Below are 21,498 nucleotides of genomic sequence, written 5' to 3' on the forward strand. Positions count from 1 at the left end.
GAAATGCTCCAAGTTTTTGCTTTGACGCATTTTCTTCTCGCGAAGCGGTGCCCACTTCGCTCGAAAATGCTCTCGTTCAGGCATCGTTGTTCGGCTTGCGGTTCAGCGCCCGGTAGGCGCGCACCACATGCGAGTCGTCGCGCCCGCCATGGCCTAGGCCCGAGGCGGCGAGGAACATCTGGTGCGCGGCTGCGGCGAGCGGCAACGCTGTCTTGGCGGCGCGCCCGGCATCGAGGACGATGCCGAGATCCTTGACGAAGATGTCGACGGCGCTGGCGACCGGCGGCTCGTCTTCGAGCATGCGTGGGCCACGATCCCTGAGCATCCAGGACGAGGCGGCCGAGCCACCTATGATCTCGAACAGCACTCTGCCGTCGATGCCGGCCTTCTGCGCCAGCGAGAGCGCCTCGGCCGCGACCGCGATATGGACGCCGCAGAGCAGCTGGTTGACGGTCTTCACCGTCGCGCCCTGGCCTGGCTTCTCGCCGACATGGAAGACCTTGTCGCCCATGGCGTCGAGCACGGGCTTGGCCCTGGCGAAGCTCTCGGCCGGGGCGCCGACCATGATGGTGAGCGTGCCGCCCTGCGCGCCCTTCACGCCGCCCGAGACCGGCGCATCGACGAAGTGCCGGCCAGTCTTCGTCACCGCCTCGGCGATGGCCTCGACCTCGCCTGGCGGGCAGGTCGCCATCAGGATGACACTGGCGCCAGGGGCGAGCGCTACCAGCGCACCGGCCTCGAACAGAACGGAGCGGGCCTGAGCGGCGTTGACCACCATCAGTACGATTATGTCGGCGCCCTCAGTCGCTGCGGCCGCACTGTCGGCAGCGTCACCGCCGGCAGCCACGAGCGCGGCGCGGGCGCTCTCCCTCATGTCGAAACCGGTAACGCGGAAATGGCGTTTGACGAGGTTCTCGGCCATCGGCGCGCCCATGGCGCCGAGTCCGATAAAGGCGATGGAAGTCACTGATATCTGGCCTTGGCTAGATCACGATGATTTTGGATCGAGCCGATCCAAAATCATAAACGTGATCGATTCTAAGAGTTTAGAGCAGGATGCGAAAAACCGGTTTCCACTTTTTCGCATCCTGCTCTAGGGGCCGCCGCAAGGCCGCCCGTCTTGAACATCACTCCTTCACCGCGCCCGTCAGCGAGGCGACGTAGTAGTCGACGAAGAAGGAATAGAGCAGGGCGACGGGAATGGAGCCGAGCAGTGCGCCGGCCATCAGCGAACCCCAGTGGTAGACGTCGCCCTCGACCAGCTGGGTCAGCACCGCGACCGGCACGGTCTTCTTCTCGGCCGATTGGATGAAGGCGAGCGCGTAGATGAACTCGTTCCAGGACAGGGTGAAGGCGAAGATGCCGGCCGAGATCAACCCGGGCAGGGCCAGCGGCAAGGTGATCTGCCAGAGGATCTGCAAGCGGGTCGCGCCGTCAATCATGGCGCATTCCTCGAGCTCGTAGGGGATCGACTTGAAGTAGCCGATCAGGAGCCAGGTGCAGAACGGGATCAGGAAGGTCGGGTAGGTCAGAATCAATGCCCATTGCGAGTCGAACAGACCGAGCTGGAAGATCAGCGTCGCCATCGGGATGAACAGGATCGAGGGCGGTACCAGATAGGCCAGGTAGATCGCCAGGCCGACATATTGCGAGCCCTTGAACTTGAGACGCTGGATCGCGTAGGCGGCGAGCACGCTGGAGAACAGCGAGAGCACGGTCGCGACGGTCGCGACCGTCATCGTCGTCAGCAGCCATTGCGGATAATCGGTCTGGAACAGCAGCCGCTTGATGTTGTCCAGCGTCGGCGAACTCACCCAGAACGGGTTGTAGGTCTTGTAATCGTAGAGCTCGGCGTTCGGTTTGATCGCCGTGATCGCCATCCAGTAGAACGGGAAGAGCAGCACGATCACGAAGATCGACAGCGGCAGGTAGACCGTGATGAAGCGGCGCGGACCCGACGACCAGTCGATGACGCCGGTGTTCTCCTTCTCGACGAGGTGCGGGCGCTCCGCGGCAGCGTGATCAGTCATTGTCTTCTCCCTGCTGCCATTTGCGGCGGGCGAGCGCGTAGTAGCTGAACAGGGTGGCCAGCACGAGGAAGGGGATCATCGCCACCGCGATCGCGGCGCCCTCGCCGAGCTGGCCGCCGGGAATGCCGCGCTGGAAGGCGAGCGTCGCCATCAGATGGGTCGAGTTGATCGGCCCCCCGCGGGTGATGGCGTAGACGAGCTGGAAGTCGGTGAAGGTGAACAGCACCGAGAAGGTCAGCACCACCGCGAGGATCGGCATCAGCATCGGGAAGGTGACGTGGCGGAAGCGCTGCCAGGCGTTGGCGCCGTCGAGCATTGCGGCCTCGTAGAGCGACGGCGAGATCGTCTGCAGCCCGGCGAGCAGGCTGATCGCGACGAAGGGGATACCGCGCCAGGTGTTGGCGGCGATCAGCGACCAGCGCGCCGCCCACGGTTCGCCGAGGAAGTCGATATAGCTGGTGCGCCAGCCGAGCACGTCGACCAGCACATAGGAGATGATCGAGAACTGCGGGTCGTAGATCCACCAGAAGGCGATGGCCGAGAGCACCGTCGGCACGATCCAGGGCACCAGGATCAGCGCGCGCAGCAGCGACTTGAACGGCAGGTGGTTGTTGAGCAGCAGCGCCAGCCAGAGGCCGAGCGCGAACTTCCCGACCGTTGCGACGCCGGTATAGAGCAGCGTGTTCCAGACCGAGGTGATGAAGACACGGTCGTGCCAGAGCGATTCGAAGTTCTCGAAGCCGATGAAATGGCCGGAACGTCCGATCTTGGTGTCGGTGAAGGCGAGCCAGATGCCCAGCCCGAGCGGATAGGTCAGGAAGATCAGCAGCAGGGCCGCCGCCGGCAGGAGGCAGAGGAAGATGAGGACAGACTTGTTGTCGAGCAGCCGGACCAGCCAGTTCTGCGGCATCTGGTGGACGGCCCTGGCTTCCGCGGCGATCGTCATGGCGCTCCTTTCCGTAAAACAGCCGCGCCGCCGGAGGTCCGGCGGCGCGGTCGTGGCGATCAGGTGCGGTAGTAGCGCTTGGCGCGGCGCTCGGCCTCGGCGGCGGCTTCCTCAGGCGTCGCCTGACCGGCGCAGACGGAGGCGACCATCTGGACCATGACGTATTCGGCGTTGACCGTGCCCGCGGCCTCGGTGATCGCGCCCTTGTAGCCGCTCCACAGCGCGCGTTCCCAGGTGTCGCGGTAGACCAGGATCTTGGGATCACTCTCCCAGACCTTGCTCTTCGCGTAGCCCTTGAGCGGCTGTGTCCAGTAACCGAAGCAGCCGGTCAGCCACTTGTCGTACTGGTCGTTCTCCATCATGAAGCGGAGATATTCCTTGGCGGCGTTCGGGAACTTGGTGTGCTTGAACACCATGGCGTTGATCACCAGCGCCGTTTCGGTCGGCCGCCCGACTCCGGCGCCGACCGGCATCGGCGCATGGTTGAGGTCCTTGCCGATCGCCGAGATCTTCTCGTCCTTCGAGTTCTTGATCGAGAAGTAGAGCGAGACGCCGTTCTGGGTCAGCCCGATTTCGCCGGAGGTCAGCGCCTTGTTGTTGCTGATGTCGAGCCAGGACAGCGTACCCGGGATGAAGGTCTCGTAGAGCGCCTTGGCGTATTTCAGCGCCTCGATCGTCTCCTTGCTGTTGATCGCGACCTTGTTGTTCTCGTCGACCATGTAGCCGCCATGCGACCAGACCAGCCAGTTGCAGAAGGAGTTGCCGTCACCGACCGCGTTGCCGAGCGCGAAGCCGGAGGGGTGGCCCTTCGCCTTGAGCTTGCGGCAGAGGTCGAGGAAGCCGGCATGGTCCTTCGGGAAGGTGTCGAAGCCCGCTTCCTTGACCCAGGATTCGCGATAGACTGCCGGGCCGCCGGAGCCGCCCATCGGGATCGAGATCCAGGTGTTGGTCTTGTCCTTCTTGCCGTATTTCTCGGCGACCGGGTACCAGCCGCCATATTTCTTGCCGAGATCCTCGGCGACCTGCGTCAGATCGAGCAGCTTGTCGGCGAAGATATGCGGATCGTCGGCCCAGCCGACGACGATGTCGGGCCCGGCGCCGGTGTTGGCGGTCACGGCGGTCTGCGGGCGCAGATCCTCCCAGCTCGCATAGTCGACGCGGACCTGAACGCCGGTCGCCTTGGTGAAGGCTTCGGTGTTCTCATTGAATATCGTCTGGTCGGGGTCGACGAACTTGGTCGGACGCAGCACGCGCAGCGTCGCGCCCTTCTCGATATTGGCCGTCTGGGCAATGGACGGCACAGGCAAGGTGGCGCCGGCTGCGAGGCCCGCGCCACCGATCAATACATCGCGTCTGGAAATCGTCATTCTTTGTCTCCTCCTGGTGGCCGCGAGGCCCTGCATGGGAGCCTCGTCGCGATTTGTCGGGACAGTGCCGCCGCCGGAGTATTCTCCGTGCAGCGGCCCTCAATATATCAGATGCGCTTGCCCGTCGCCGCGTCGAAGAGATGCGTGACCGAGGTATCGGGCCGGATATGAATGTTCTCGCCGGGCTTGGCGGTGATGCGCTCGCGGAAGATGCAGGTCAGACTCTGGCCGCCGCAACGCACGATGACCTGGGTCTCGGAGCCCATCGGCTCGATGACCACGACCTCGGCCGGCAGGCCGGAGGGATCGAGCTGGATATGCTCGGGGCGGATGCCGAACACGGCGGCCCGGTCATTCGAATCGGCCGGGTGCTTGCCGATCGGCCAGATCACGCCGCCTTCGGTCTCGAAGCCGTTGGCGCGGATCGTGCCCTTCAGCAGGTTCATCGAGGGCGAGCCGATGAAGGCGGCGACGAAGAGGTTGGTGGGGTTGTCGTAGAGATCGAGCGGGGCGCCCATCTGCTCGACGATGCCGTCATGCATCACGACGATCTTGTCGGCCATGGTCATGGCCTCGATCTGGTCGTGGGTGACGTAGACCGTCGTGGTCTTGAGGCGCTGGTGCAGCTCCTTGATCTCGGTGCGCATCTGCACGCGCAGCTTGGCGTCGAGGTTGGACAGCGGCTCGTCGAAGAGGAAGACCTGCGGATCGCGGACGATGGCGCGGCCCATGGCGACGCGCTGGCGCTGGCCGCCGGAGAGTTGGCGCGGATAGCGGTCGAGCAGCTTGTCGAGGCCGAGGATGCCGGCGGCCTTGCCGACGCGCTCGTCGATCTCGGCTTTGGGCGCCTTCCGCAGTTTCATCGAGAAGGCCATGTTGTCGGCCACCGTCATATGCGGGTAGAGCGCGTAGTTCTGGAACACCATGGCGATGTCGCGCTCTTTCGGCGGCACGTCGTTGACGACGCGCGGGCCGATGCGGATTTCGCCGCCGGTGATGTTCTCGAGGCCGGCGATCATGCGCAGCAAGGTCGATTTTCCGCAGCCCGAGGGGCCGACGAGGATGACGAATTCGCCATCGTCGATGTCGATGTCGACGCCGTGAATGACCTGCGTCGAGCCATAGGCCTTGCGCACGTCGGCAATCTGGACGGATGCCATCTTTGGTTTCTCTCCCGCTCTTTAGGTTGCCCCGGGGTGCCTGACACAATCCCCGTCGGCGGCGCTGCAGATCATCGGTTTCTGACGACCGATCGACACGAGACCACGCAATCCAGGCGAGCCGCCTGTTGCGTCAACCTCGTTCGCGGATAAAGTCATACGATAGAAAGAGGCGTGTCAAGCGCCGGGCGGCCAGCGGGACGACCTCTCCGACGCTGCTGATCATCGGAGGAAAACGTAGGTTCGATGCGGCTCCAGGTCCATGCGCGCCCGACGAGGCTCAACCCCGACCGGCTGTTCGGCCAGGTGGCCCACAAGCTTGCGGTCGCGATCATCACCGGGGCGTCGCCGGCCGGCGCGCTGCTGCCGAACGAGGACGATCTGAAGGGCGAGATTTCGGTCTCGCGCACCGCCTATCGCGAGGCGGTCAAATTCCTCAGCGGCAAAGGGCTGGTCGAGGCCAAGCCGAAAAGCGGCACGCGCGTGGCGCCACGTGACGTCTGGAACCTGCTCGACCCGGATGTCCTCGCCTGGCATTTCGAAGCCGATCCGAACGAGAAGTTCATTCGCGATCTGTTCGAGCTCAGGCTTTTCGTCGAGCCTAGCGCGGCACGTCTCGCGGCGCAGCGGCGCAGTCCCGCCGATCTGCAGCGGATCGAAGCGGCCTATCGCGGCATGGTCGAGAACCCGCCCTATGCCGAGCGCACGGTCAATGCCGACCTCGCCTTTCACGAGGCGATCTTCGCCGCGACCCGCAATCCGCCGCTGCAATGCCTCGCGCCCGCCGTCTGTGCGACGATCCAATGGTCGTTGTTCCTGAAGGCGCCTGACGACCGCTTCTTCTTCACGGCGTCATTGGTCGATCACGAGCGTGTGCTGGATGCGATCGTGCAGCGCGATGGCGAGCTCGCGGCGGCGCGGATGAGCGGGCTGGTGATCGACAGCCTGAACAGCACGCTGCGTCTGCTCGCTGGTCGAGTGGAGGCAAATGCGAGCAAAATCGCGTGATTAAATCATACTATATCAGGCTGAATCGACAGCTGAGCCGGGATGTCATACCCGGCTTTGCAAGCAGCCCTTGCCTGCGCGCTATGGGAATTCCCCGGCGTGGTTCTGGAGGCTATGCTGATCTAATCGTTTTAAAAGTTTGAAATCAAGCCACGCACGCCTTCCACGAAAGCAGGACCATGACCGCGCAGAACAAGATCGAGATCGTCATGACCGGGCCGTTGATGGCCTATGCCGCCGACCAGCTCAGGGCACGCTTCACCGTGCATGAGCTCTGGAAGGAAGAGAATCGCCCGGCAGCGCTGGCTGCCGTGAAGGATCGCGTGCGCGGTGTCGCTGGCGGCGGCGCGCATGTGCGCATCGACGATGCGCTGTTCGACGCGCTGCCCAAGCTCGAGATCGTCTCGAATTTCGGCGTCGGCTACGACAATGTCGACGCGACTGCCGCCGGCAAGCGCGGCATCCTCGTCACCAACACGCCGGACGTGCTGACCGACGAGGTCGCCGATCTCGCCATCGGTCTCCTGCTGGCGACCGTTCGGCAATTGCCGCAGGTCGACCGCTATCTGCGCGCCGGCAAGTGGCTCTCGGGCGCCTATCCGCTGACGACTTCGCTGCGCAAGCGCAAGATCGGCATCGTCGGGCTCGGGCGGATCGGCAAGGCCGTGGCGCGCCGGCTCGAGGCCTTCGACGTGCCGATCGCCTATCACGGCCGCTCGCGGCAGGCCGATGTCGCCTATCGCTACTATCCCTCGCTCGTCGAGATGGCCCAGGATGTCGACACGCTGGTTTCGGTCGCGCCCGGCGGCGACTCGACCTATCACATCATCAATGCCGAGGTGCTGAAGGCGCTTGGGCCGAACGGCATCGTCGTCAATGTCGGCCGCGGCACGGTGATCGACGAGCAGGCGCTGATCGAGGCGCTGAAGTCGAAGACGATCCTCTCTGCCGGTCTCGACGTGTTCGAGGACGAGCCGCGCGTGCCGGCCGAGCTGATCGCGATGGATCATATCGTGCTCTTGCCGCATGTCGGCTCGGCATCGGTGCATACGCGCGAACAGATGGGCCAGCTTCTGGTCGACAACCTGGTTTCATGGTTCGATGGCAAGGGTCCTTTGACACCGGTTGCCGAGACGCCATGGACGAAAGCCTGATCCTGACGGGAACACGCCTTATGTGGCGAGGTGCGATTATCGCCGCTCTGGCGTTGCTGGCCGCCTCGCCGGCTGGCGCACAGACGGCGCCGCTGCCGCGCGGTGCAGAGCAGGCGCCCGAGGCGCTCAAGCCCTTCATCGGCACCTGGGACATCGAGAAGCTCGGCGCCTCGCGCGAGTGCTCGGTGACCTTCGGCGCCGAGCCCGCCGGGCAGGGCCGGCAGATCCGGTTTCCCGCCACCTGTCGCCGCGCCTTGCCGATCCTGGTCGGCGTCGTCGCCTGGGATGTGTCCGACGGCGCACCGAGGCTACTTGATGGCCATGGCAAGGCTGTGATCGTCTTCGGCGAGAAGGCTGATCCGGGCCGCCGTGGCAAGGGCAGCGACGGCGCGCAATACGGGCTTGATCCGACCGGCTATGTGCGGGCCCAGCAGCGCCCGGCGCCAGGCCGCGCGGAACTCGCGGCGACGGCGGCCGCCCGCCCGACGGCGGTCGATCCGGCAAACGCGCCGGCCGCTGCGAGCCTACCGGGACGTTATGCGGTGATGCGCCAGGTCGGCCGCGACGTCTGCAAGCTCGTGCTCTCGACCGCGCCCTCCGCCAATGCCGGGGCTTCGGTGGTTAGCTTTGACGGGCTCTGCTCCGATACCGGGCTGACCATCTTCTCGCCCGTCGCCTGGCGCTATGAGGCGGGCCGGCTCGAGCTGATTGCCCGCAAGGGCCACAAGGTCGAGCTCGTCTTCGAGGGCGGGCAGTGGCGCAAGGACCCAGCGGTCGGCGCGTCGTTGATGCTGAAGAAGCTGCCTTAGACTGACGCTGTTTCTCGTCATGGTCGGGCTTGTCCCGACCATCCACGTCTTCCTTCGGCGAATGCGGTGTTCAAGACGTGGATGCTCGGCACAAGGCCGAGCATGACGGCGGAGGAATTCGGTGTTTGGTCCTTACGCGACGAACGTCCCGCCGAGCTCGTCGTCGATATGGGCGCGGATGATCTCCTCGAAGTTCGATTCCGCCTTGAAGCCCAGCGCCGGCGCCCGCTTCGCATCGAAATTGCGCGGCCAGCCGGCGACGATGGCGTCGATCACCGGATCAGGCACGCGTTTGATCCGCTTCACCACGTTCTCACCGGCGACCTTGCGCAGTGCCTCGATCTGTTCGGCGACGGTCGCGGAATAGCCCGGCATGGTCAGCACCCGGCGCGGGCCGATCAGACCAGTGTCCATCGTCGCGGCATGGACGAGGAAGCCGACGGCCGAACGCGGCGAGGCGTGCCAGTGGCGAACCTCGTCGGAGACCGGCAGCACCGCGTCCTGGCCGGCGAGCGGCTCGCGGATGATGTTGGAGAAGAAGCCGGAGGCGGCCTTGTTCGGCGCGCCGGGGCGCACGCAGATCGTCGGCAGGCGGATGCCGACGCCGTCGAAGAAGCCGCGGCGGCTATAGTCGCAGAGCAGGAGCTCGCCGATCGCCTTCTGCGTGCCGTAACTGGTCAGCGGCGTGGTGAAGAACTCGTCCTCGATCTTGTCGTGGAAGGGCGCGCCGAAGACGGCGATCGAGGAGGTGAAGACGACGCGCGGCTTGTAGCCGTCGCCGACAAGACGGATCGCGTCGAAGAGGTAGCGCGTGCCGTCGAGGTTGATGCGGTAGCCCTTGTCGAAATCGGCCTCGGCCTCGCCGGAGACGATCGCGGCGAGATGGACGATCAGCTCGGGGCGCGAGGCGATCAGCTTCTCGGCCTCGCCCGGCTGCGACAGGTCGGAGGTCAGCGACTCGAAGGCGAAGGGCGCGTTCGCCGGTGCCGAGGCCGGGAAGATGTCCTGAGCCGTCACCTTGTCGACCGCCTTGCCGCCCAGGCTGCCGTCGCGCGCCAGCCGTTCGATGAACTTGCGGCCGACCATTCCGGCGCCGCCGATAACCAGGATGTGCATTTTCGTTTTCCGATCGGATTGTCTTCAAGTCAGTTGGGAAGGTGGCCGCCGAGATCGTCGTCGATATGGACGCGGATGATCTCGTCGAAATCCTGCTCGGCCTTGAAGCCGAGCGACAGGGCGCGACGGGCATCGAAGCGGGTCGGCCAGCCCTTGACGATGTCGGCGGCGGCCTTGTCCGGCGCGCGCCTGATCAGCTTCACCGCCTTCTCGCCGGCGATGCGGCGCAACGCCTCGATCTGCTCGCCGACGGTGACGCAGACGCCCGGCATGCTGAGGTTGATGCGCGGGCCGAGCTCTTCGCGGGTGAGCGAGGCGCCGTGCAGCAGGAAGCCGACGGCCGAGCGCGGGCTGGCATGGGTGAAGAGCACGTCGTCGCCGACCGGGAGCAGTGCTTCCAGTCCCTGCAGCGGCTCGCGGATGATGCCGGAGAAGAAGCCGCCGGCCGAGGCGTTGGGCTTGCCCGGCCGGATGACGATCGAGGGAAAGCGGATGCCGACACCCTCGACGAAACCACGCCGCGAATAGTCGGCGAGCAGGAGTTCGCCGATTGCCTTCTGGGTGCCGTAGCTGGTCAGTGGCGTGACGTGGAACTCGTCGGAGATCGCAGGCGGGAAGGGCGCCCCGAAGATGCCGCTCGACGAGGAGAAGACGAACTTCGGCACATAGGGGCCGTTGCGGGTGCCCTCCTGCCGGATCGCTTCCAGCAAGCCCCGCATGCCGTCGAGGTTGATGCGGTAGCCCTTGTCGAAATCGCGTTCCGCCTCGCCGGAGATGATCGCGGCGAGGTGGAAGATGACGTCGGGCCGAAGAGCCGCGAGCTGGGCCGCGACCGCAGCCGAACTCGAATCCTCGGTGCGGGCCTCGATCGGCCCGTCGAAGCCAGCGGGCCGTGGCGGCTCGAAGACGTCGGTCAGCGTCAGTCGCGATAGCGGCCTACCGGCGCATGCGCCCTCGCGGGCAATGCGCGCGGCGAGCCGCGAGCCGATCATGCCGGCGGCACCGCTGATCAGGACATGCATGGCGTGCCTCCCGCGCTTAGAGCGCGAAGCCGCCATCGGCGAGATGGATCTGGCCGGTGGTGTAGCTCGCCTCGTCCGAGCCGAGATAGACCGCGAGCCAGGCGATCTCCTCGGCGGTGCCGAGCCGGCCCATGGGCTGGCGGTCGACGAAGGCCTGGCGGGCGGCCGCCTCGGTCGTCTTGGTCACCTTGGCGAGCTCGACGATGCGCTGATCGAGCGAGGGTGACTGGATCGTGCCGGGGCAGATCGCGTTCGAGCGGATGCCCTTCTTGATGTAGTCGGCCGCGACCGCCTTGGTCAGGCCGATCACCGCCGCCTTGGTGGCGCCGTAGACATAGCGGTTCGGGATGCCGCGGACAGAGCCGGCGCCGGAGGCGATGTTGACGATCGAGCCCTTGCCGGCGGCGAGCATGCCGGGGACGAAAGCCTTGATCGTGCGGTGCATCGACTTGACGTTGAGGTCGAAGGAGAACTCCCAGGCCTTGTCGTCGCACTCCAGGATCGTGCCGTGATGGACGTAGCCGGCGGCGTTGACCAGGATGTCGATGGTGCCGACCTTCTCGGCGAAGGCCTCTACCGCCTTGGTCGAGAGCACGTCGAGCTTGCGCTTCTTCGCCTTCGGGATGCCGTCGAGCAGGGCAACGTCCTTGTCGGTCGCCCAGACGGTCGCGCCCTCGGCAACGAAGGCTTCGGCGATAGCCCGGCCGATGCCCTGGCCGGCTGCGGTCACCACCGCGACCTTGCCCTTCAAACGTCCTGCCATGTCGTTTCTTCCCTTACTGTCCGATTATCGGAGGCTGGTTACCGAAGATTCTTGCGCATATGGACCAGCCGGCGATCCGGCAGGTCCTTGTAGTGGGTGACCTGGTAGCCGAGCCGCTCGTACCAGCCGATACGGTCGGCGAGCTTGGCGTGGGTGTAGAGATGGACGGCATCGTGGCCGAGCGCCCGGGCCCGTTCCTCGGTGAAGCTCATCAGCGTCGAGCCGATCTTCTTGCCGGTGGCCGCCGGCGAGACCGCGATGCTCCAGAGCGTGAACTTCGCCGGCTCGTCCTCGAGCACCAGGACGCCGTCGAGCGCCCCGTCGCTTTCCGCGAGCCAGACCTCATGCTCTGCCAGCACCTGACGATAATCGGCGATGCGCGGCAGCGAGGGGACGCCGATGATGCTCTCATTCGGCAGATAGGCGGCCTCAGTCAGCGCGACGATCGCCGGGATGTCGTCTGACGAGGCACGGCGCAGGGTCATGTCAGGCGGCCCCCGAATTCTTCATGAGCCCGGAAAGCGGCGTCTTCTGCTGGCCTTGCGCGTCGAAATTCTCCGGCGCGAGCCAGTTTCGGAAGGCTTGCCCGACCTGCGGCCACTCGCTGTCGAGGATCGAAAACCAGGCGGTGTCGCGGTTCGCGCCCTTCACCACCTGGTGCTGGCGGAAGAGCCCCTCATACTGGAAGCCGAAGCGCAGCGCGGCGCGCTTCGAGGGCTCATTGAGGTTGTTGCACTTCCACTCATAGCGGCGATAGCCGAGCGAGAAGCCGTAATCGCCGACGAGATAGATCGCCTCTGTCGCCATCCGTGTGCGCTGCAGGGCCGGCGAATAGGTGATGAAGCCGACCTCGAAGACGCCGTGCTCGGGCCTGATCTCCATCATCCAGAGATGGCCCTTGGCCTTTCCGTCGGCCTCATCGATAACGGCGAAGGGCACGATGCCAGCCTTGCCCGCCATCATCGTCAGGAGTTCGCCATAGACCTCGCGGCTTGCCGGCGGCGTGGACGGCAGCCAGTCCCAGACCGATGCATGGCCGACCATCGCCTGCCAGATATCGTCGAGATGGCGGACCGGGTCGAGCGGCTCCAGCCGGCAATAGCGCCCCTGCAGGACCTTGGCAGGCGGGAAGGGGCGGGGCGTCCAGTCAAGCTTGGTCATGTCGCGACTTTCTTGCGCCAGACGGCGAAATCATGGGTAATCTGCCAGCTTGAGCCGAGCTCGGCAGCGATGGCCTCTGCGAGCGCGGCACCTTCCGCTTCCCAGGCGAGCCGTTCGGCTTCGCTGGCGAAATCGGAGGCCGCTTCGTTCGCCTCGTCGTAGATCGCGTCGAAAACGTCCATCCAGCTTTCGAGCCGGTCGGCGAGATCGTCCGACAGGCCGAGATCGTCGGCATCGACCGGCTTGCGCCTGCCCCTGTCGATCAGCCAGAGCCCGCTCTTTCCGAGCCATTCCGGGGCGAGGAGCAACTCTCCGCTCACGAGCGCGCCTTGAGGTCGTCGTGGAAGAACGGGTTGAGCGGCGCCGAGGCGCCGTTGCCCGCGAAGCCCTTGAAGCTGCCTTCGTCCTTGATCAGGCGGGTCGCCTCGATGAAGGCGGCCCAGGCGGCGCGGGCCAGGGCGCCACCGATCGAGATGCGGCGCGCGCCGGTGGCGGCGATGTCGGACACGCTGAGGCCGAAATCGCCATACACCAGCGCGTTGACCGGCTTGCCGCCGGCAGCCGCGACGATGGCTCCGATGTCGGCGATCGTCCTGGGGCCGGGGGCGTAGAGCACGTCGGCCCCTGCCTCGGCATAGGCCTCGATCCGGCGAACTGCTTCCTTCAGCGGCTCGGGATGACCAGTGAGGAAGCATTCAGCGCGGGCGGTCAGCAGCACGCCAGAGCCAGTCTCGTCGACGGCGCGGCGCGCAGCCTTGACGCGCTCGACGGCGAGTTCGAAGGGGTAGAGCGTCTCGCCTGCGCGCCCGGTCGCATCCTCGATGGAGAGGCCGGCGACGCCGGTCGCGATGCAGAGCTTGACGTTGGCGGCGACGCCGTCCGGGGTGTCGGCATAGCCGTTCTCGAAATCGGCATTGATCGGCAGATCGGGGACCGCCTTCACCAGCTCGGCGAGGTGGGCCAGCATCATGTCGCGAGGCACGTCCTGGTCGGCGCGCCCTTGCGTGAAGGCGAAGCCGGCGCTGGTCGAGGCCAGTGCCTTGAAGCCTTGGCCGCGGAGCCAGCGCGCCGAGCCCTCATCCCAGGGGTTCGGCATGACGAAGCAGCCGGATTCATGGAGTTTGCGAAACGCGTCGACTTGCGAGCTGTAAGTCATTTTAAATCGTTTCAAATGAGCTCAGGGGCGTCATACTGTCCGCATTGAACGGATTTGTCAGCCCTGTCGGCGCGCATCTCGGGGGTGACGCCAACGCGCGGGCTTCATGTCCGGCAAACAGGGAAAGCGCCGAACTTAAGAGGGTGCGGGGAACCCTTCTCCCGCATCGAAGTCGGGTCTACCCGACTTCGATCACTCTGAGTGCTGATCTCGGGCAAGCCCGAGATCAGTGGAGAAGGGCAGGGATGAGGGCCTGCCATAACCAAAAAAGACGCAACGGTGCCGCATCGCCTGAATGATCAGCGGCGGTCCCTCACCCCTGCCCCTCTCCCATCAGGGAGAGGGGTTCCCGCGCGATCTTCCGAAAGGGTGGTCTCAGTGGTTGTCGCGCGGGATGCCGAACTTCTTGTGGATCTTCTGGTACTTGACCGCCGGCTTCAGCACCATGCCCTCGGAGAGCTCGTCGACGATCTTGCGCTGGATCTCCTGCCAGGGCGTCTGGCTCTTCGGATACTTGTAGCCGCCGGCCGCCTTGAGCTCGGCGCGACGCTTCTCGAGCTCCTCGTCGGAGATCAGCATGTTGGCGGTGCGCTTCTTCAGGTCGATGCGGACCTTGTCGCCGGTCTTGAGCAGCGCGAGCCCGCCGCCGGTCGCCGCTTCCGGCGAGGCGTTGAGGATCGAGGGCGAGCCCGAGGTGCCGGACTGGCGGCCGTCGCCGACACAGGCGAGCGCGGTAACGCCCTTCTTGATCAGGTAATCCGGCGGCCGCATGTTCACCACCTCGGCCGCGCCGGGATAGCCGACCGGGCCGACGCCGCGGATGAACAGCACGGTGTGCTCGTCGATCCCGAGAGCGGGATCGTCGATGCGGTGGTGGTAGTCCTCGGGTCCGTCGAAGACGACGGCCTTGCCCTCGAAGGCCATCGGGTCCTTCGGGTTTTCCAGATAGCGCTTGCGGAACTCCGGCGTGATCACCGAGGTCTTCATGATCGCCGAGTCGAACAGGTTGCCGGAGAGGTTGAGGAAGCCGGCTTCCTTCTTCATCGGCTCGTCATAGGCCTTGATGACCTCGCGATCGCCGGTGAAAGCGCCTTCGCAGTTCTCGATATGGGTCTTGCCGTTGGCGGTGATCGCCGGCTTCAGCCGGCCCTTGGCGATCAGCTCGGCGATCACGGCGGGCAGGCCGCCGGCGCGGTAATAGTCCTCGCCGAGATACTCACCGGCCGGCTGCATGTTGACCAGCAACGGCGTGTCGTAGCCGATCTTGGTCCAGTCCTCATTGTCGAGCTTGACGCCGATATGCTTGGCAATGGCGTTGACGTGGACCGGCGCATTGGTCGAGCCGCCGATCGCCGAGTTGATGACGATCGTGTTCTCGAAGGCTTCGCGGGTCAGGATCTTCGAAGGGATCAGGTTCTCCCAGACCATCTCGACGATGCGGCGGCCGGTGAGATAGGCCATCTCGTAGCGGTCGCGATAGGGCGCCGGGATCGCGGCAGCACCGGGCAGAGTCATGCCCATCGCCTCGGCGAGCGCGTTCATGGTCGAGGCCGTGCCCATGGTGTTGCAGTGACCCGCGGATGGCGCGGACGACGCAACAAGATCGACGAAGCCACGATAGTCGATCTCGCCGGCCGCCATCATCTGGCGGGCTTTCCAGACGATCGTGCCCGAGCCGGTGCGCTCGCCGCGGAAGGAGCCGTTCAGCATCGGGCCGCCCGGCAACGCGATCGCCGGGATGTCGACGGTCGCGGCCGCCATGATCTGCGCCGGGGTGGTCTTGTCGCAGCCGGTCGTCAGCACGACGCCGTCGATCGGGTAGCCGTAGAGAATCTCGACCAGGCTGAGATATTGCAGGTTGCGGTCGAGCGAGGCGGTCGGCCGCTTGCAGGTTTCCTGGATCGGATGGATCGGGAATTCGAAGGGCACGCCGCCCATCTCGCGGATGCCGTCGCGGACGCGGTGGGCGAGCTCGAGATGATGGCGGTTGCAGGGCGCGATGTCGGAGCCGGTCTGGGCGATGCCGATGATCGGGCGGCCGGACTGCAGTTCCTCGCGCGACAGGCCGAAGTTCATGGTCCGCTCGATATAGAGCGCGGTCATGTCGGCATTGGCCGGGTTGTCGAACCAGGCCTTGGAGCGGAGCTGCTCCGGCTTGATCTTCCGCACCGGCTTCTTGCCGTTCGGCGTCTTGCTGCTCGGCGTCTTGGCCATCCCGTTATTCCCTCTCGCGCCCGGGCGGCCTTCGCGCCGCTTCGGCATCGTCTTTAAATCGATTTGACCGACAGGTCATGCCGGCCGCAAGCAAATCGGCAAGGGCGCTTGCCGCAGCTGCTGTATTCTGCATACAGCAGCTTGTGGCGCCGTGCCAATCGCTTGGTAAGACGCTGACACCAGCAAAGGTCGCCGCAGCGCAGTTTGCAAGTGTTCCAAATGCGTCCCTGTCCGGACCGGGACGCAAGAGGCGCACTTGCGCGGCCGCCGGCTTTGCGGCCAAGACAGGTTTGAAAGACTGCGGCGGCTCAAGACCGGCCGCGACTGATGAGGAAACCGCCATGACACTCCACGTGGTCCCTTCCTTCGGCCGGATCGGCGAGGAGAACGCCTTTGCCGTGCTCGCCCGCGCGACCGAATTGCAGCGCCAGGGCAAGGACATCATCAATCTCGGCATCGGCCAGCCGGACTTCCCGACGCCGGAGCACATCGTCGAGGCGGCGGTGAAGGCGCTGCGCGACGGGCATCACGGCTACACGCCGGCGAACGGCATCCTGCCCTTGCGCGAGGCGGTGGCGGCCGACCTGCACAAGCGCTTCCAGGTCGAGGTCTCGCCGGAGGCGGTGATGATCGTGCCGGGCGGCAAGGTCACCATGTTCATGGCGATCCTGATGTTCGGCGAGCCCGGCGCCGAGATCCTCTATCCCGATCCCGGTTTCCCGATCTACCGCTCGATGATCGAATACACCGGCGCGACGCCGATCCCGGTGCCGATCCGCGAGGAGAACGGCTTTGCCTTCTCCGCGGAGGAGACGCTGGCGCTGATCACGCCGAAGACGCGGCTCCTGATCGTCAATTCGCCGGCGAATCCGACCGGCGGCGTCACGCCCAAGGCCGAGGTCGACAAGCTCGTCGCCGGCCTCGCCCGCTTCCCCGATGTCGCTGTCATGTCGGACGAGATCTACGACCAGATGCTCTATGACGGCGAGAAGCATGTCTGCCTGCTGAGCTATCCGGAGATTCGTGACCGCCTCATTCTGCTCAACGGCTGGTCGAAGACCTATGCCATGACCGGCTGGCGCATGGGCTTTTCGGTCTGGCCGAAGCCGCTCTACGACAATGCCCGCAAGCTCGCCGTCAACTCGCATTCCTGCGTCAATGCCCCGGCGCAATGGGCGGGCTTGGCGGCGCTGACCGGCCCGCAGGACGCGGTCGCGATGATGCTGGCGGAGTTCGACCGGCGTCGGAAGGCGGTGGTCACCGGGCTCAATGCGCTGCCGGGCGTCTCCTGTATCGTGCCCAAGGGGGCGTTCTACGCCTTCCCGAACGTGTCGCAGACCGGCTGGAAAGCGAAGAAGCTGGCCTCGGCGCTGCTGGAGGACGCCGGCGTCGCTACGATCGGCGGCCCGGATTTCGGCGTCCATGGCGAGGGCTACATCCGGCTCTCCTATGCCAATTCGCTCGAGAATATCGAGCGGGCGCTAGGGCGGATGGGCGAGTTCCTCAAGAATGCGAAAGCGGCCTGACGATGACGATTACCTGCCATCTCCGTTACATCGTCGACCCCTACCAGCTCCCGGCCTTCGAGGCCTATGGCAAAGCCTGGATCCGCCTGGTCGAGCGGTTCGACGGCAAGCACCACGGCTATTTCATGCCGTCGGAGGGCACGTCCAACGTCGCGCTGGCGATGTTCAGCTTCCCGTCCTTCGCCGCATACGAGACCTACCGCGAGGCCTCATTCAAGGATGCGGAGTGCCTGTCCGTCGTTGCAGAGAACGAGAAGCACCGCTTCATCATCAGCTATGAGCGCAGCTTCTTCCGGCCGGTGTTCGAGGACGATCAGGGCGTCAAGCGCGCGCCCTGATCACCGGCCACCTTACTGGTCAAGCGGAAAGCCGGACTCGCCCGGCACGAGCCGCACCTTTCGCGGCGCCGCCAGCCAGCGCCGTTGCTGAGATAAGGCCGCGGCCACAACAGGAAGCCGAACGAGAACGCACCCGAGGCGAGCGCGCGATGATTGCATCCCTATCCGTCGGCTGGACGCGCCGGACGGTCAATCCGCGCCCGGCGCACTCCGGGCCTGCGTCAGGGATCAGACCTTCGCAGCACTCGCCGCCGCGTCGATATTCGCGACCAGCTCGGCATCGAGGCCGAGTGAGCCGGCGAGCCCGGCAAGGAAGTCCTTCTCGGCCGGGGTGTCCGGATTGATGGCGACGCGCGCCGCCGTGTAGATCTGCGCGGCGAGCTCAGGCGTCTCTGCACCCTCGACCAGCGCATCGACGCTCGCCGGGTTGGCCAGCTCCTTGGTGAGCCATTCATTGGCTTCCGCGTCGAGCCCGGCCTCGCGCAGGCCGCCGAGGATGGCGTTGCGCTCGGTCTCGTCGATATGGCCGTCGGAGGCCGAAGCGGCGATCATGGCGCGGATGAAGATCAGGGCGCTGGCGTTGCTCGCCGCTTCCGGCTCGAAGCCGGAGCCGGACGGAGGCGGCAGCACGGCCTGCTGGTCGGCGCCGAGCAAGGGCTTGCCCGCCTGGTAGTTCTGGAAGGCCTTGTAGGCGAGGCCGCCGATCAAAGCGAGGCCACCGACCTTGGCGGCGGAACCGGCGAGCGAGCGGCCGGCCGAGGTCCCGAAGATCAGCGCACCGAGCCCGCCGAGCACTGCGCCGGCGGCGAGCTGATTGCCGCCAAGCATGCCCTTGGCCTGCTCGATCAATTGCTCGGGTGTCTTGCCGCCGGAGAACTGGCCGACGATGTCGGTCGCGCCCTGCTGCAGGCCGGTATTGCGGGCCGCGTCCTGCACGCCCTGGCTGGCCTGGCCAAAAATCTGGCCGGCCATACCGGCGAGCCCGCCCGGCTGCTGGGCCTGCTGGGCGAGATTGCCGAGTACGCCGCCAAGGCCACCGGCCTGACCGCCCTGGGCGCCAGCCTGGCTGCCCGCATTGACGAGGGCGTCGAGGAGGGACTTGGCGTTGAACATCGAGAAAACTCCCTGATAGGTCGACCGCGGCTGCAATCTAGGTATGCGGTGGTCGGGACGCTAGAGCCCGTTCCGGTCCGCCCGCTTTGCGGCGATCAGGTTGTTTCAACCTGATCGGATCCGGCTCTAGGGCGGCCATGCGATTGCGACGGGAGCATGACGGGCCGTATAAGACGCCGGAATTATGCGCCGGGGCCTTGCCAATCGCGGCAAAATCCTTATACAGCCGGCATCGCATCAGGCGCGCATGTCGTTTGTTCGATGAGGGCCGGTTCCGGCTCGCGTCGCGCCTTTCGTTTTGACCGGTCTGGCCGAAAGGCCGATCGACGGGAGTCCGGACCATGAAGATCCGCAATTCGCTGAAGTCGCTGCGCGCGCGTCATCGCGACAACCAGCTCGTGCGCCGCAAGGGCCGCGTCTACATCATCAACAAGGTCCAGAAGCGCTTCAAGGCGCGTCAGGGCTGAGGCTTCGCACGGCCTTCAGGCCGCGCTGGCAAGCTTCCTTGTCGAGATGAAAAGAGCGGGTTGCACGATGTGCGGCCCGCTTTTTTGGCATGTGTCTGGCGTCCTTCTTTACCGATCTCGCTGGGCTGTGAATTGACGCGGATCGTCATCGGCCCCACCTTGCGGGTCATGAGACTCTCTCGTCTTGCCCATCTTGCGCTGATTCCGGGGTTGCTCCTTGCGGCCGTGCCGGGAGCCTTCGCGCAGGAAGCACCATTGCGCGACGGCGCGGTGCCAAACGCCGATCGCGACGACAAGCCGAACCTGCCGGAAGCGCCGCTGCCGCGGAGCCCCGCTGCCACGCTGGACCGGCTGTTCGAGCGGCTCGCTTCGGCGAAGACTCCGGAAGAGGCGAAAGGCATCGCCAGCCTGATCCAGCGGCGCTGGGCCCGCTCCGGTTCAGATACCGCGGATCTGCTGATGACCCGGGCGCAGGAGGCGCTGAAGGCGCGTGAACTGCCGCTCGCGATCGAGCTGCTCGACCGTGTCGTCACGCTCGAACCCGACTGGGCCGAAGGCTGGAACCAGCGGGCCAATGCGCTTTTCGTCGCGGGCGATCCGATTCGCTCGATGCTCGACATCGCCGAGACGCTGAAGCGCGAGCCGCGCCATTACGGGGCGATGATGGGGCTCGGAACGATCCTGCGCCAGCAAGGCGACGACAAGCGCGCCATGGTTGCCTACCGGCGCGCGCTCGAGGTCTATCCGCAGCTCGACGCGGTGAAGGACGCCGTCGAATCGCTCAAGCTCGAGGTCGACGGCCGCGACGCGTGAGGTCGCTCGGGCGGCCGGAAGTGCGTCATGCTCGGGCTTGACCCGAGCATCTCTGGCCGAGTGAAGCTTCCAACCGCCCCTTTCTCGTCCTGAGATTCTCGGGTCTCCGCTTTGCTGCGCCCGAGAATGACGCTACGCGCAGTCTATTGCCATTTGGCAGTATTTTATCTATATTATGCCAAATGGAGATTGCCCGATGAGCTCGCTCTCGCCGGTTTCGACTGCCCCGGACGCCTTCTCACCCGCCGCGATCACGGAAGCAGAGGCGGCGGCGATGTTCCGCGCCGCCGTGAATCTCTTCCGCCTCTGGGGCCTGACCGACGAGGAGGCCGCGGTGCTGCTCGACCAGCCGGTGCGCAGCTATCGGCGCTGGAAGGCGGGCGATATCGGTCGCCTCGACCGCGACACGAGGGCTCGGCTCTCCAATCTGATGGGCATCCACAAGGCGCTGCGGCTGATCTTCCGCGAGCCGCAGCGCGGCTATGCCTGGATCAAGGCGGGCAACGAGGCCTTCAGTGGTAAGTCGGCGCTCGCCGTGATGCTCGGCGGCGAGCTCACCGATCTGATGCGGGTGCGCCGCTATCTCGACGCGGAGCGCGGGCTCTGGTGAGTCCCGATGGTTTTCCGGTCGCGCGGGTCGAATGGCCCGCCGCTGTCCGTATCATCCGCAGTGCCTTTCCGCCGATCGACCTGTTCGAGGACATCGCCGATCCGGCCGACTGGCCGCTGCTGATCCAGGCCGAAATGAAGACCAATCCGCGATTGATGGAGACGATCGGCAATCTCGACCTGGTGCCACCGGCCCGCCGCGTCTCCGGAGCGGGCGCAAGTTGGCTGATGGCGCCGTTCACCCATATCAGCCGCGATAGGCCGAGCCGGTTCAGCGACGGCAGCTATGGCGTGCTCTATGTCGCCGAGAGCTTCGAGACGGCGCTGTTCGAGACCATTCACCACCACGGCCGCTTCATGGCGCGCACGAAGGAGCCGCCGGGCTGGACCTCGCAATTCCGCGAGCTCGTGCTGTCGATGGATGCCGCCCTGTCCGATCTGCGCGGCGAGCGGGCAGGGGAGAGCGAGCTGCTGCGGCCGAACGATTATGCAGCCAGCCAGGCGCTGGGGATGAAGCTGCGGGCGGCCCAGTCGGATGGCGTCGTCTATCCGAGCGTGCGGCGACCGGGCGGGGAGTGTGCCGGGCTGTTCTGGCCCGATCTTGCCGGGAATCCCGTCCAGGGCCGACATCTCGACTATCACTGGAACGGCGAGCGGGTCGATCTCTATCGCGAGGCGGGCACAGGGAAGGTGTTCCGGATCGGGTAGGTATGCTTGCTGTCGACG

Annotated in this window: 23 protein-coding genes; 9 read left to right on the forward strand and 14 right to left on the reverse strand. The window is 65.6% G+C overall.

Translation table 11 applies throughout. From position 1 onward, the window contains the following. Positions 1–76 precede the first annotated feature (76 nt). From ACSQ24_RS03645 to ACSQ24_RS03665, 5 genes are all read right to left on the reverse strand, one after another. Complete coding sequence (locus ACSQ24_RS03645; RefSeq protein ID WP_436097814.1) at positions 77–973, reverse strand: NAD(P)-dependent oxidoreductase; 897 nt, start codon at positions 971–973, stop codon at positions 77–79. 154 nt (positions 974–1,127) lie between these two features. Further along, positions 1,128–2,030: a carbohydrate ABC transporter permease gene (locus tag ACSQ24_RS03650; RefSeq protein WP_436093373.1), complete on the reverse strand. Its 903-nt coding sequence runs from the start codon at positions 2,028–2,030 to the stop codon at positions 1,128–1,130. Next, the gene (locus ACSQ24_RS03655) at positions 2,023–2,940 is read right to left on the reverse strand and encodes a carbohydrate ABC transporter permease (protein ID WP_436097815.1); all 918 of its coding nucleotides are present in this window, start codon (positions 2,938–2,940) and stop codon (positions 2,023–2,025) included. The genes ACSQ24_RS03650 and ACSQ24_RS03655 overlap by 8 nt, the downstream gene beginning before the upstream one ends. A 95-nt stretch (positions 2,941–3,035) precedes the next feature. After that, positions 3,036–4,343, reverse strand: a complete 1,308-nt coding sequence (locus ACSQ24_RS03660) for an ABC transporter substrate-binding protein (protein ID WP_436093374.1) — start codon at positions 4,341–4,343, stop codon at positions 3,036–3,038. A gap of 107 nt (positions 4,344–4,450) precedes the next feature. Continuing rightward, a complete protein-coding gene (locus tag ACSQ24_RS03665; protein ID WP_436093375.1) occupies positions 4,451–5,503 on the reverse strand; it encodes an ABC transporter ATP-binding protein in 1,053 nt (350 codons plus the stop codon). Positions 5,504–5,749: 246 nt separating this feature from the next. On the opposite strand from ACSQ24_RS03665, the gene ACSQ24_RS03670 reads away from it, so the two are divergent. The 3 genes from ACSQ24_RS03670 (at position 5,750) to ACSQ24_RS03680 (ending at position 8,474) form a co-directional block, all read left to right on the forward strand. Continuing rightward, the gene (locus ACSQ24_RS03670; RefSeq protein ID WP_436093376.1) at positions 5,750–6,511 is read left to right on the forward strand and encodes a FadR/GntR family transcriptional regulator; all 762 of its coding nucleotides are present in this window, start codon (positions 5,750–5,752) and stop codon (positions 6,509–6,511) included. A gap of 179 nt (positions 6,512–6,690) precedes the next feature. Then, positions 6,691–7,665, forward strand: a complete 975-nt coding sequence (locus ACSQ24_RS03675; protein ID WP_436093377.1) for a 2-hydroxyacid dehydrogenase — start codon at positions 6,691–6,693, stop codon at positions 7,663–7,665. Next, complete coding sequence (locus ACSQ24_RS03680; RefSeq protein ID WP_436093378.1) at positions 7,650–8,474, forward strand: AprI/Inh family metalloprotease inhibitor; 825 nt, start codon at positions 7,650–7,652, stop codon at positions 8,472–8,474. Before ACSQ24_RS03675 ends, ACSQ24_RS03680 begins: the two co-directional genes overlap by 16 nt. Positions 8,475–8,606: 132 nt before the next feature. On the opposite strand, the gene denD (ACSQ24_RS03685) is transcribed toward ACSQ24_RS03680, so the two are convergent. The 8 genes from denD (ACSQ24_RS03685) to ACSQ24_RS03720 all read right to left on the reverse strand — a co-directional run bounded on the left by denD (ACSQ24_RS03685) (position 8,607) and on the right by ACSQ24_RS03720 (position 15,906). After that, positions 8,607–9,590, reverse strand: coding sequence for a D-erythronate dehydrogenase (gene denD, locus ACSQ24_RS03685; RefSeq protein WP_436093379.1), 984 nt, complete (start codon positions 9,588–9,590; stop codon positions 8,607–8,609). Positions 9,591–9,619: 29 nt separating this feature from the next. Continuing rightward, positions 9,620–10,612, reverse strand: a complete 993-nt coding sequence (denD, locus tag ACSQ24_RS03690; RefSeq protein WP_436093380.1) for a D-erythronate dehydrogenase — start codon at positions 10,610–10,612, stop codon at positions 9,620–9,622. A gap of 16 nt (positions 10,613–10,628) precedes the next feature. Further along, a complete protein-coding gene (locus ACSQ24_RS03695) occupies positions 10,629–11,375 on the reverse strand; it encodes an SDR family oxidoreductase (protein WP_436093381.1) in 747 nt (248 codons plus the stop codon). A gap of 38 nt (positions 11,376–11,413) precedes the next feature. Next, positions 11,414–11,860 (reverse strand): GNAT family N-acetyltransferase, encoded by a 447-nt coding sequence (locus ACSQ24_RS03700; RefSeq protein ID WP_436093382.1) that lies wholly within the window; start codon positions 11,858–11,860, stop codon positions 11,414–11,416. Position 11,861: 1 nt separating this feature from the next. Continuing rightward, on the reverse strand, positions 11,862–12,536 hold the full coding sequence (locus tag ACSQ24_RS03705) for a GNAT family N-acetyltransferase (RefSeq protein WP_436093383.1): 675 nt from the start codon (positions 12,534–12,536) through the stop codon (positions 11,862–11,864). Next, complete coding sequence (locus tag ACSQ24_RS03710; RefSeq protein WP_436093384.1) at positions 12,533–12,856, reverse strand: hypothetical protein; 324 nt, start codon at positions 12,854–12,856, stop codon at positions 12,533–12,535. The genes ACSQ24_RS03705 and ACSQ24_RS03710 overlap by 4 nt, the downstream gene beginning before the upstream one ends. Continuing rightward, positions 12,853–13,692 (reverse strand): isocitrate lyase/PEP mutase family protein, encoded by an 840-nt coding sequence (locus ACSQ24_RS03715; RefSeq protein ID WP_436093385.1) that lies wholly within the window; start codon positions 13,690–13,692, stop codon positions 12,853–12,855. The genes ACSQ24_RS03710 and ACSQ24_RS03715 overlap by 4 nt, the downstream gene beginning before the upstream one ends. A 375-nt stretch (positions 13,693–14,067) precedes the next feature. Next, complete coding sequence (locus ACSQ24_RS03720) at positions 14,068–15,906, reverse strand: IlvD/Edd family dehydratase (protein ID WP_436093386.1); 1,839 nt, start codon at positions 15,904–15,906, stop codon at positions 14,068–14,070. A gap of 341 nt (positions 15,907–16,247) precedes the next feature. On the opposite strand from ACSQ24_RS03720, the gene ACSQ24_RS03725 reads away from it, so the two are divergent. Then, positions 16,248–17,432: a pyridoxal phosphate-dependent aminotransferase gene (locus ACSQ24_RS03725; protein ID WP_436093387.1), complete on the forward strand. Its 1,185-nt coding sequence runs from the start codon at positions 16,248–16,250 to the stop codon at positions 17,430–17,432. 2 nt (positions 17,433–17,434) lie between these two features. Continuing rightward, positions 17,435–17,770, forward strand: a complete 336-nt coding sequence (locus ACSQ24_RS03730) for an NIPSNAP family protein (RefSeq protein WP_436093388.1) — start codon at positions 17,435–17,437, stop codon at positions 17,768–17,770. Between the two features lie 228 nt (positions 17,771–17,998). Here ACSQ24_RS03730 and ACSQ24_RS03735 read toward each other — a convergent pair whose 3' ends face one another. Continuing rightward, positions 17,999–18,883, reverse strand: coding sequence for a tellurite resistance TerB family protein (locus ACSQ24_RS03735; protein WP_436093389.1), 885 nt, complete (start codon positions 18,881–18,883; stop codon positions 17,999–18,001). Positions 18,884–19,224: 341 nt separating this feature from the next. On the opposite strand from ACSQ24_RS03735, the gene ykgO reads away from it, so the two are divergent. From ykgO to ACSQ24_RS03755, 4 genes are all read left to right on the forward strand, one after another. Next, entirely contained in the window at positions 19,225–19,350 is a 126-nt protein-coding gene (gene ykgO / locus ACSQ24_RS03740; protein WP_038363015.1) for a type B 50S ribosomal protein L36, read from the forward strand. 168 nt (positions 19,351–19,518) lie between these two features. Next, positions 19,519–20,163, forward strand: a complete 645-nt coding sequence (locus ACSQ24_RS03745; protein ID WP_436093390.1) for a tetratricopeptide repeat protein — start codon at positions 19,519–19,521, stop codon at positions 20,161–20,163. Positions 20,164–20,359: 196 nt separating this feature from the next. Beyond that, on the forward strand, positions 20,360–20,773 hold the full coding sequence (locus ACSQ24_RS03750) for an MbcA/ParS/Xre antitoxin family protein (RefSeq protein ID WP_436093391.1): 414 nt from the start codon (positions 20,360–20,362) through the stop codon (positions 20,771–20,773). Further along, positions 20,767–21,480 carry an RES family NAD+ phosphorylase gene (locus tag ACSQ24_RS03755; protein ID WP_436097816.1) on the forward strand — a complete coding sequence of 238 codons (714 nt, stop codon included), beginning with the start codon at positions 20,767–20,769 and terminating at the stop codon, positions 21,478–21,480. Before ACSQ24_RS03750 ends, ACSQ24_RS03755 begins: the two co-directional genes overlap by 7 nt. Positions 21,481–21,498: the final 18 nt, after the last annotated feature.

The organism is Allobosea sp. LjRoot237, from assembly GCF_964253285.1.
Taxonomy (GTDB): Bacteria; Pseudomonadota; Alphaproteobacteria; order Rhizobiales; family Beijerinckiaceae; genus Allobosea.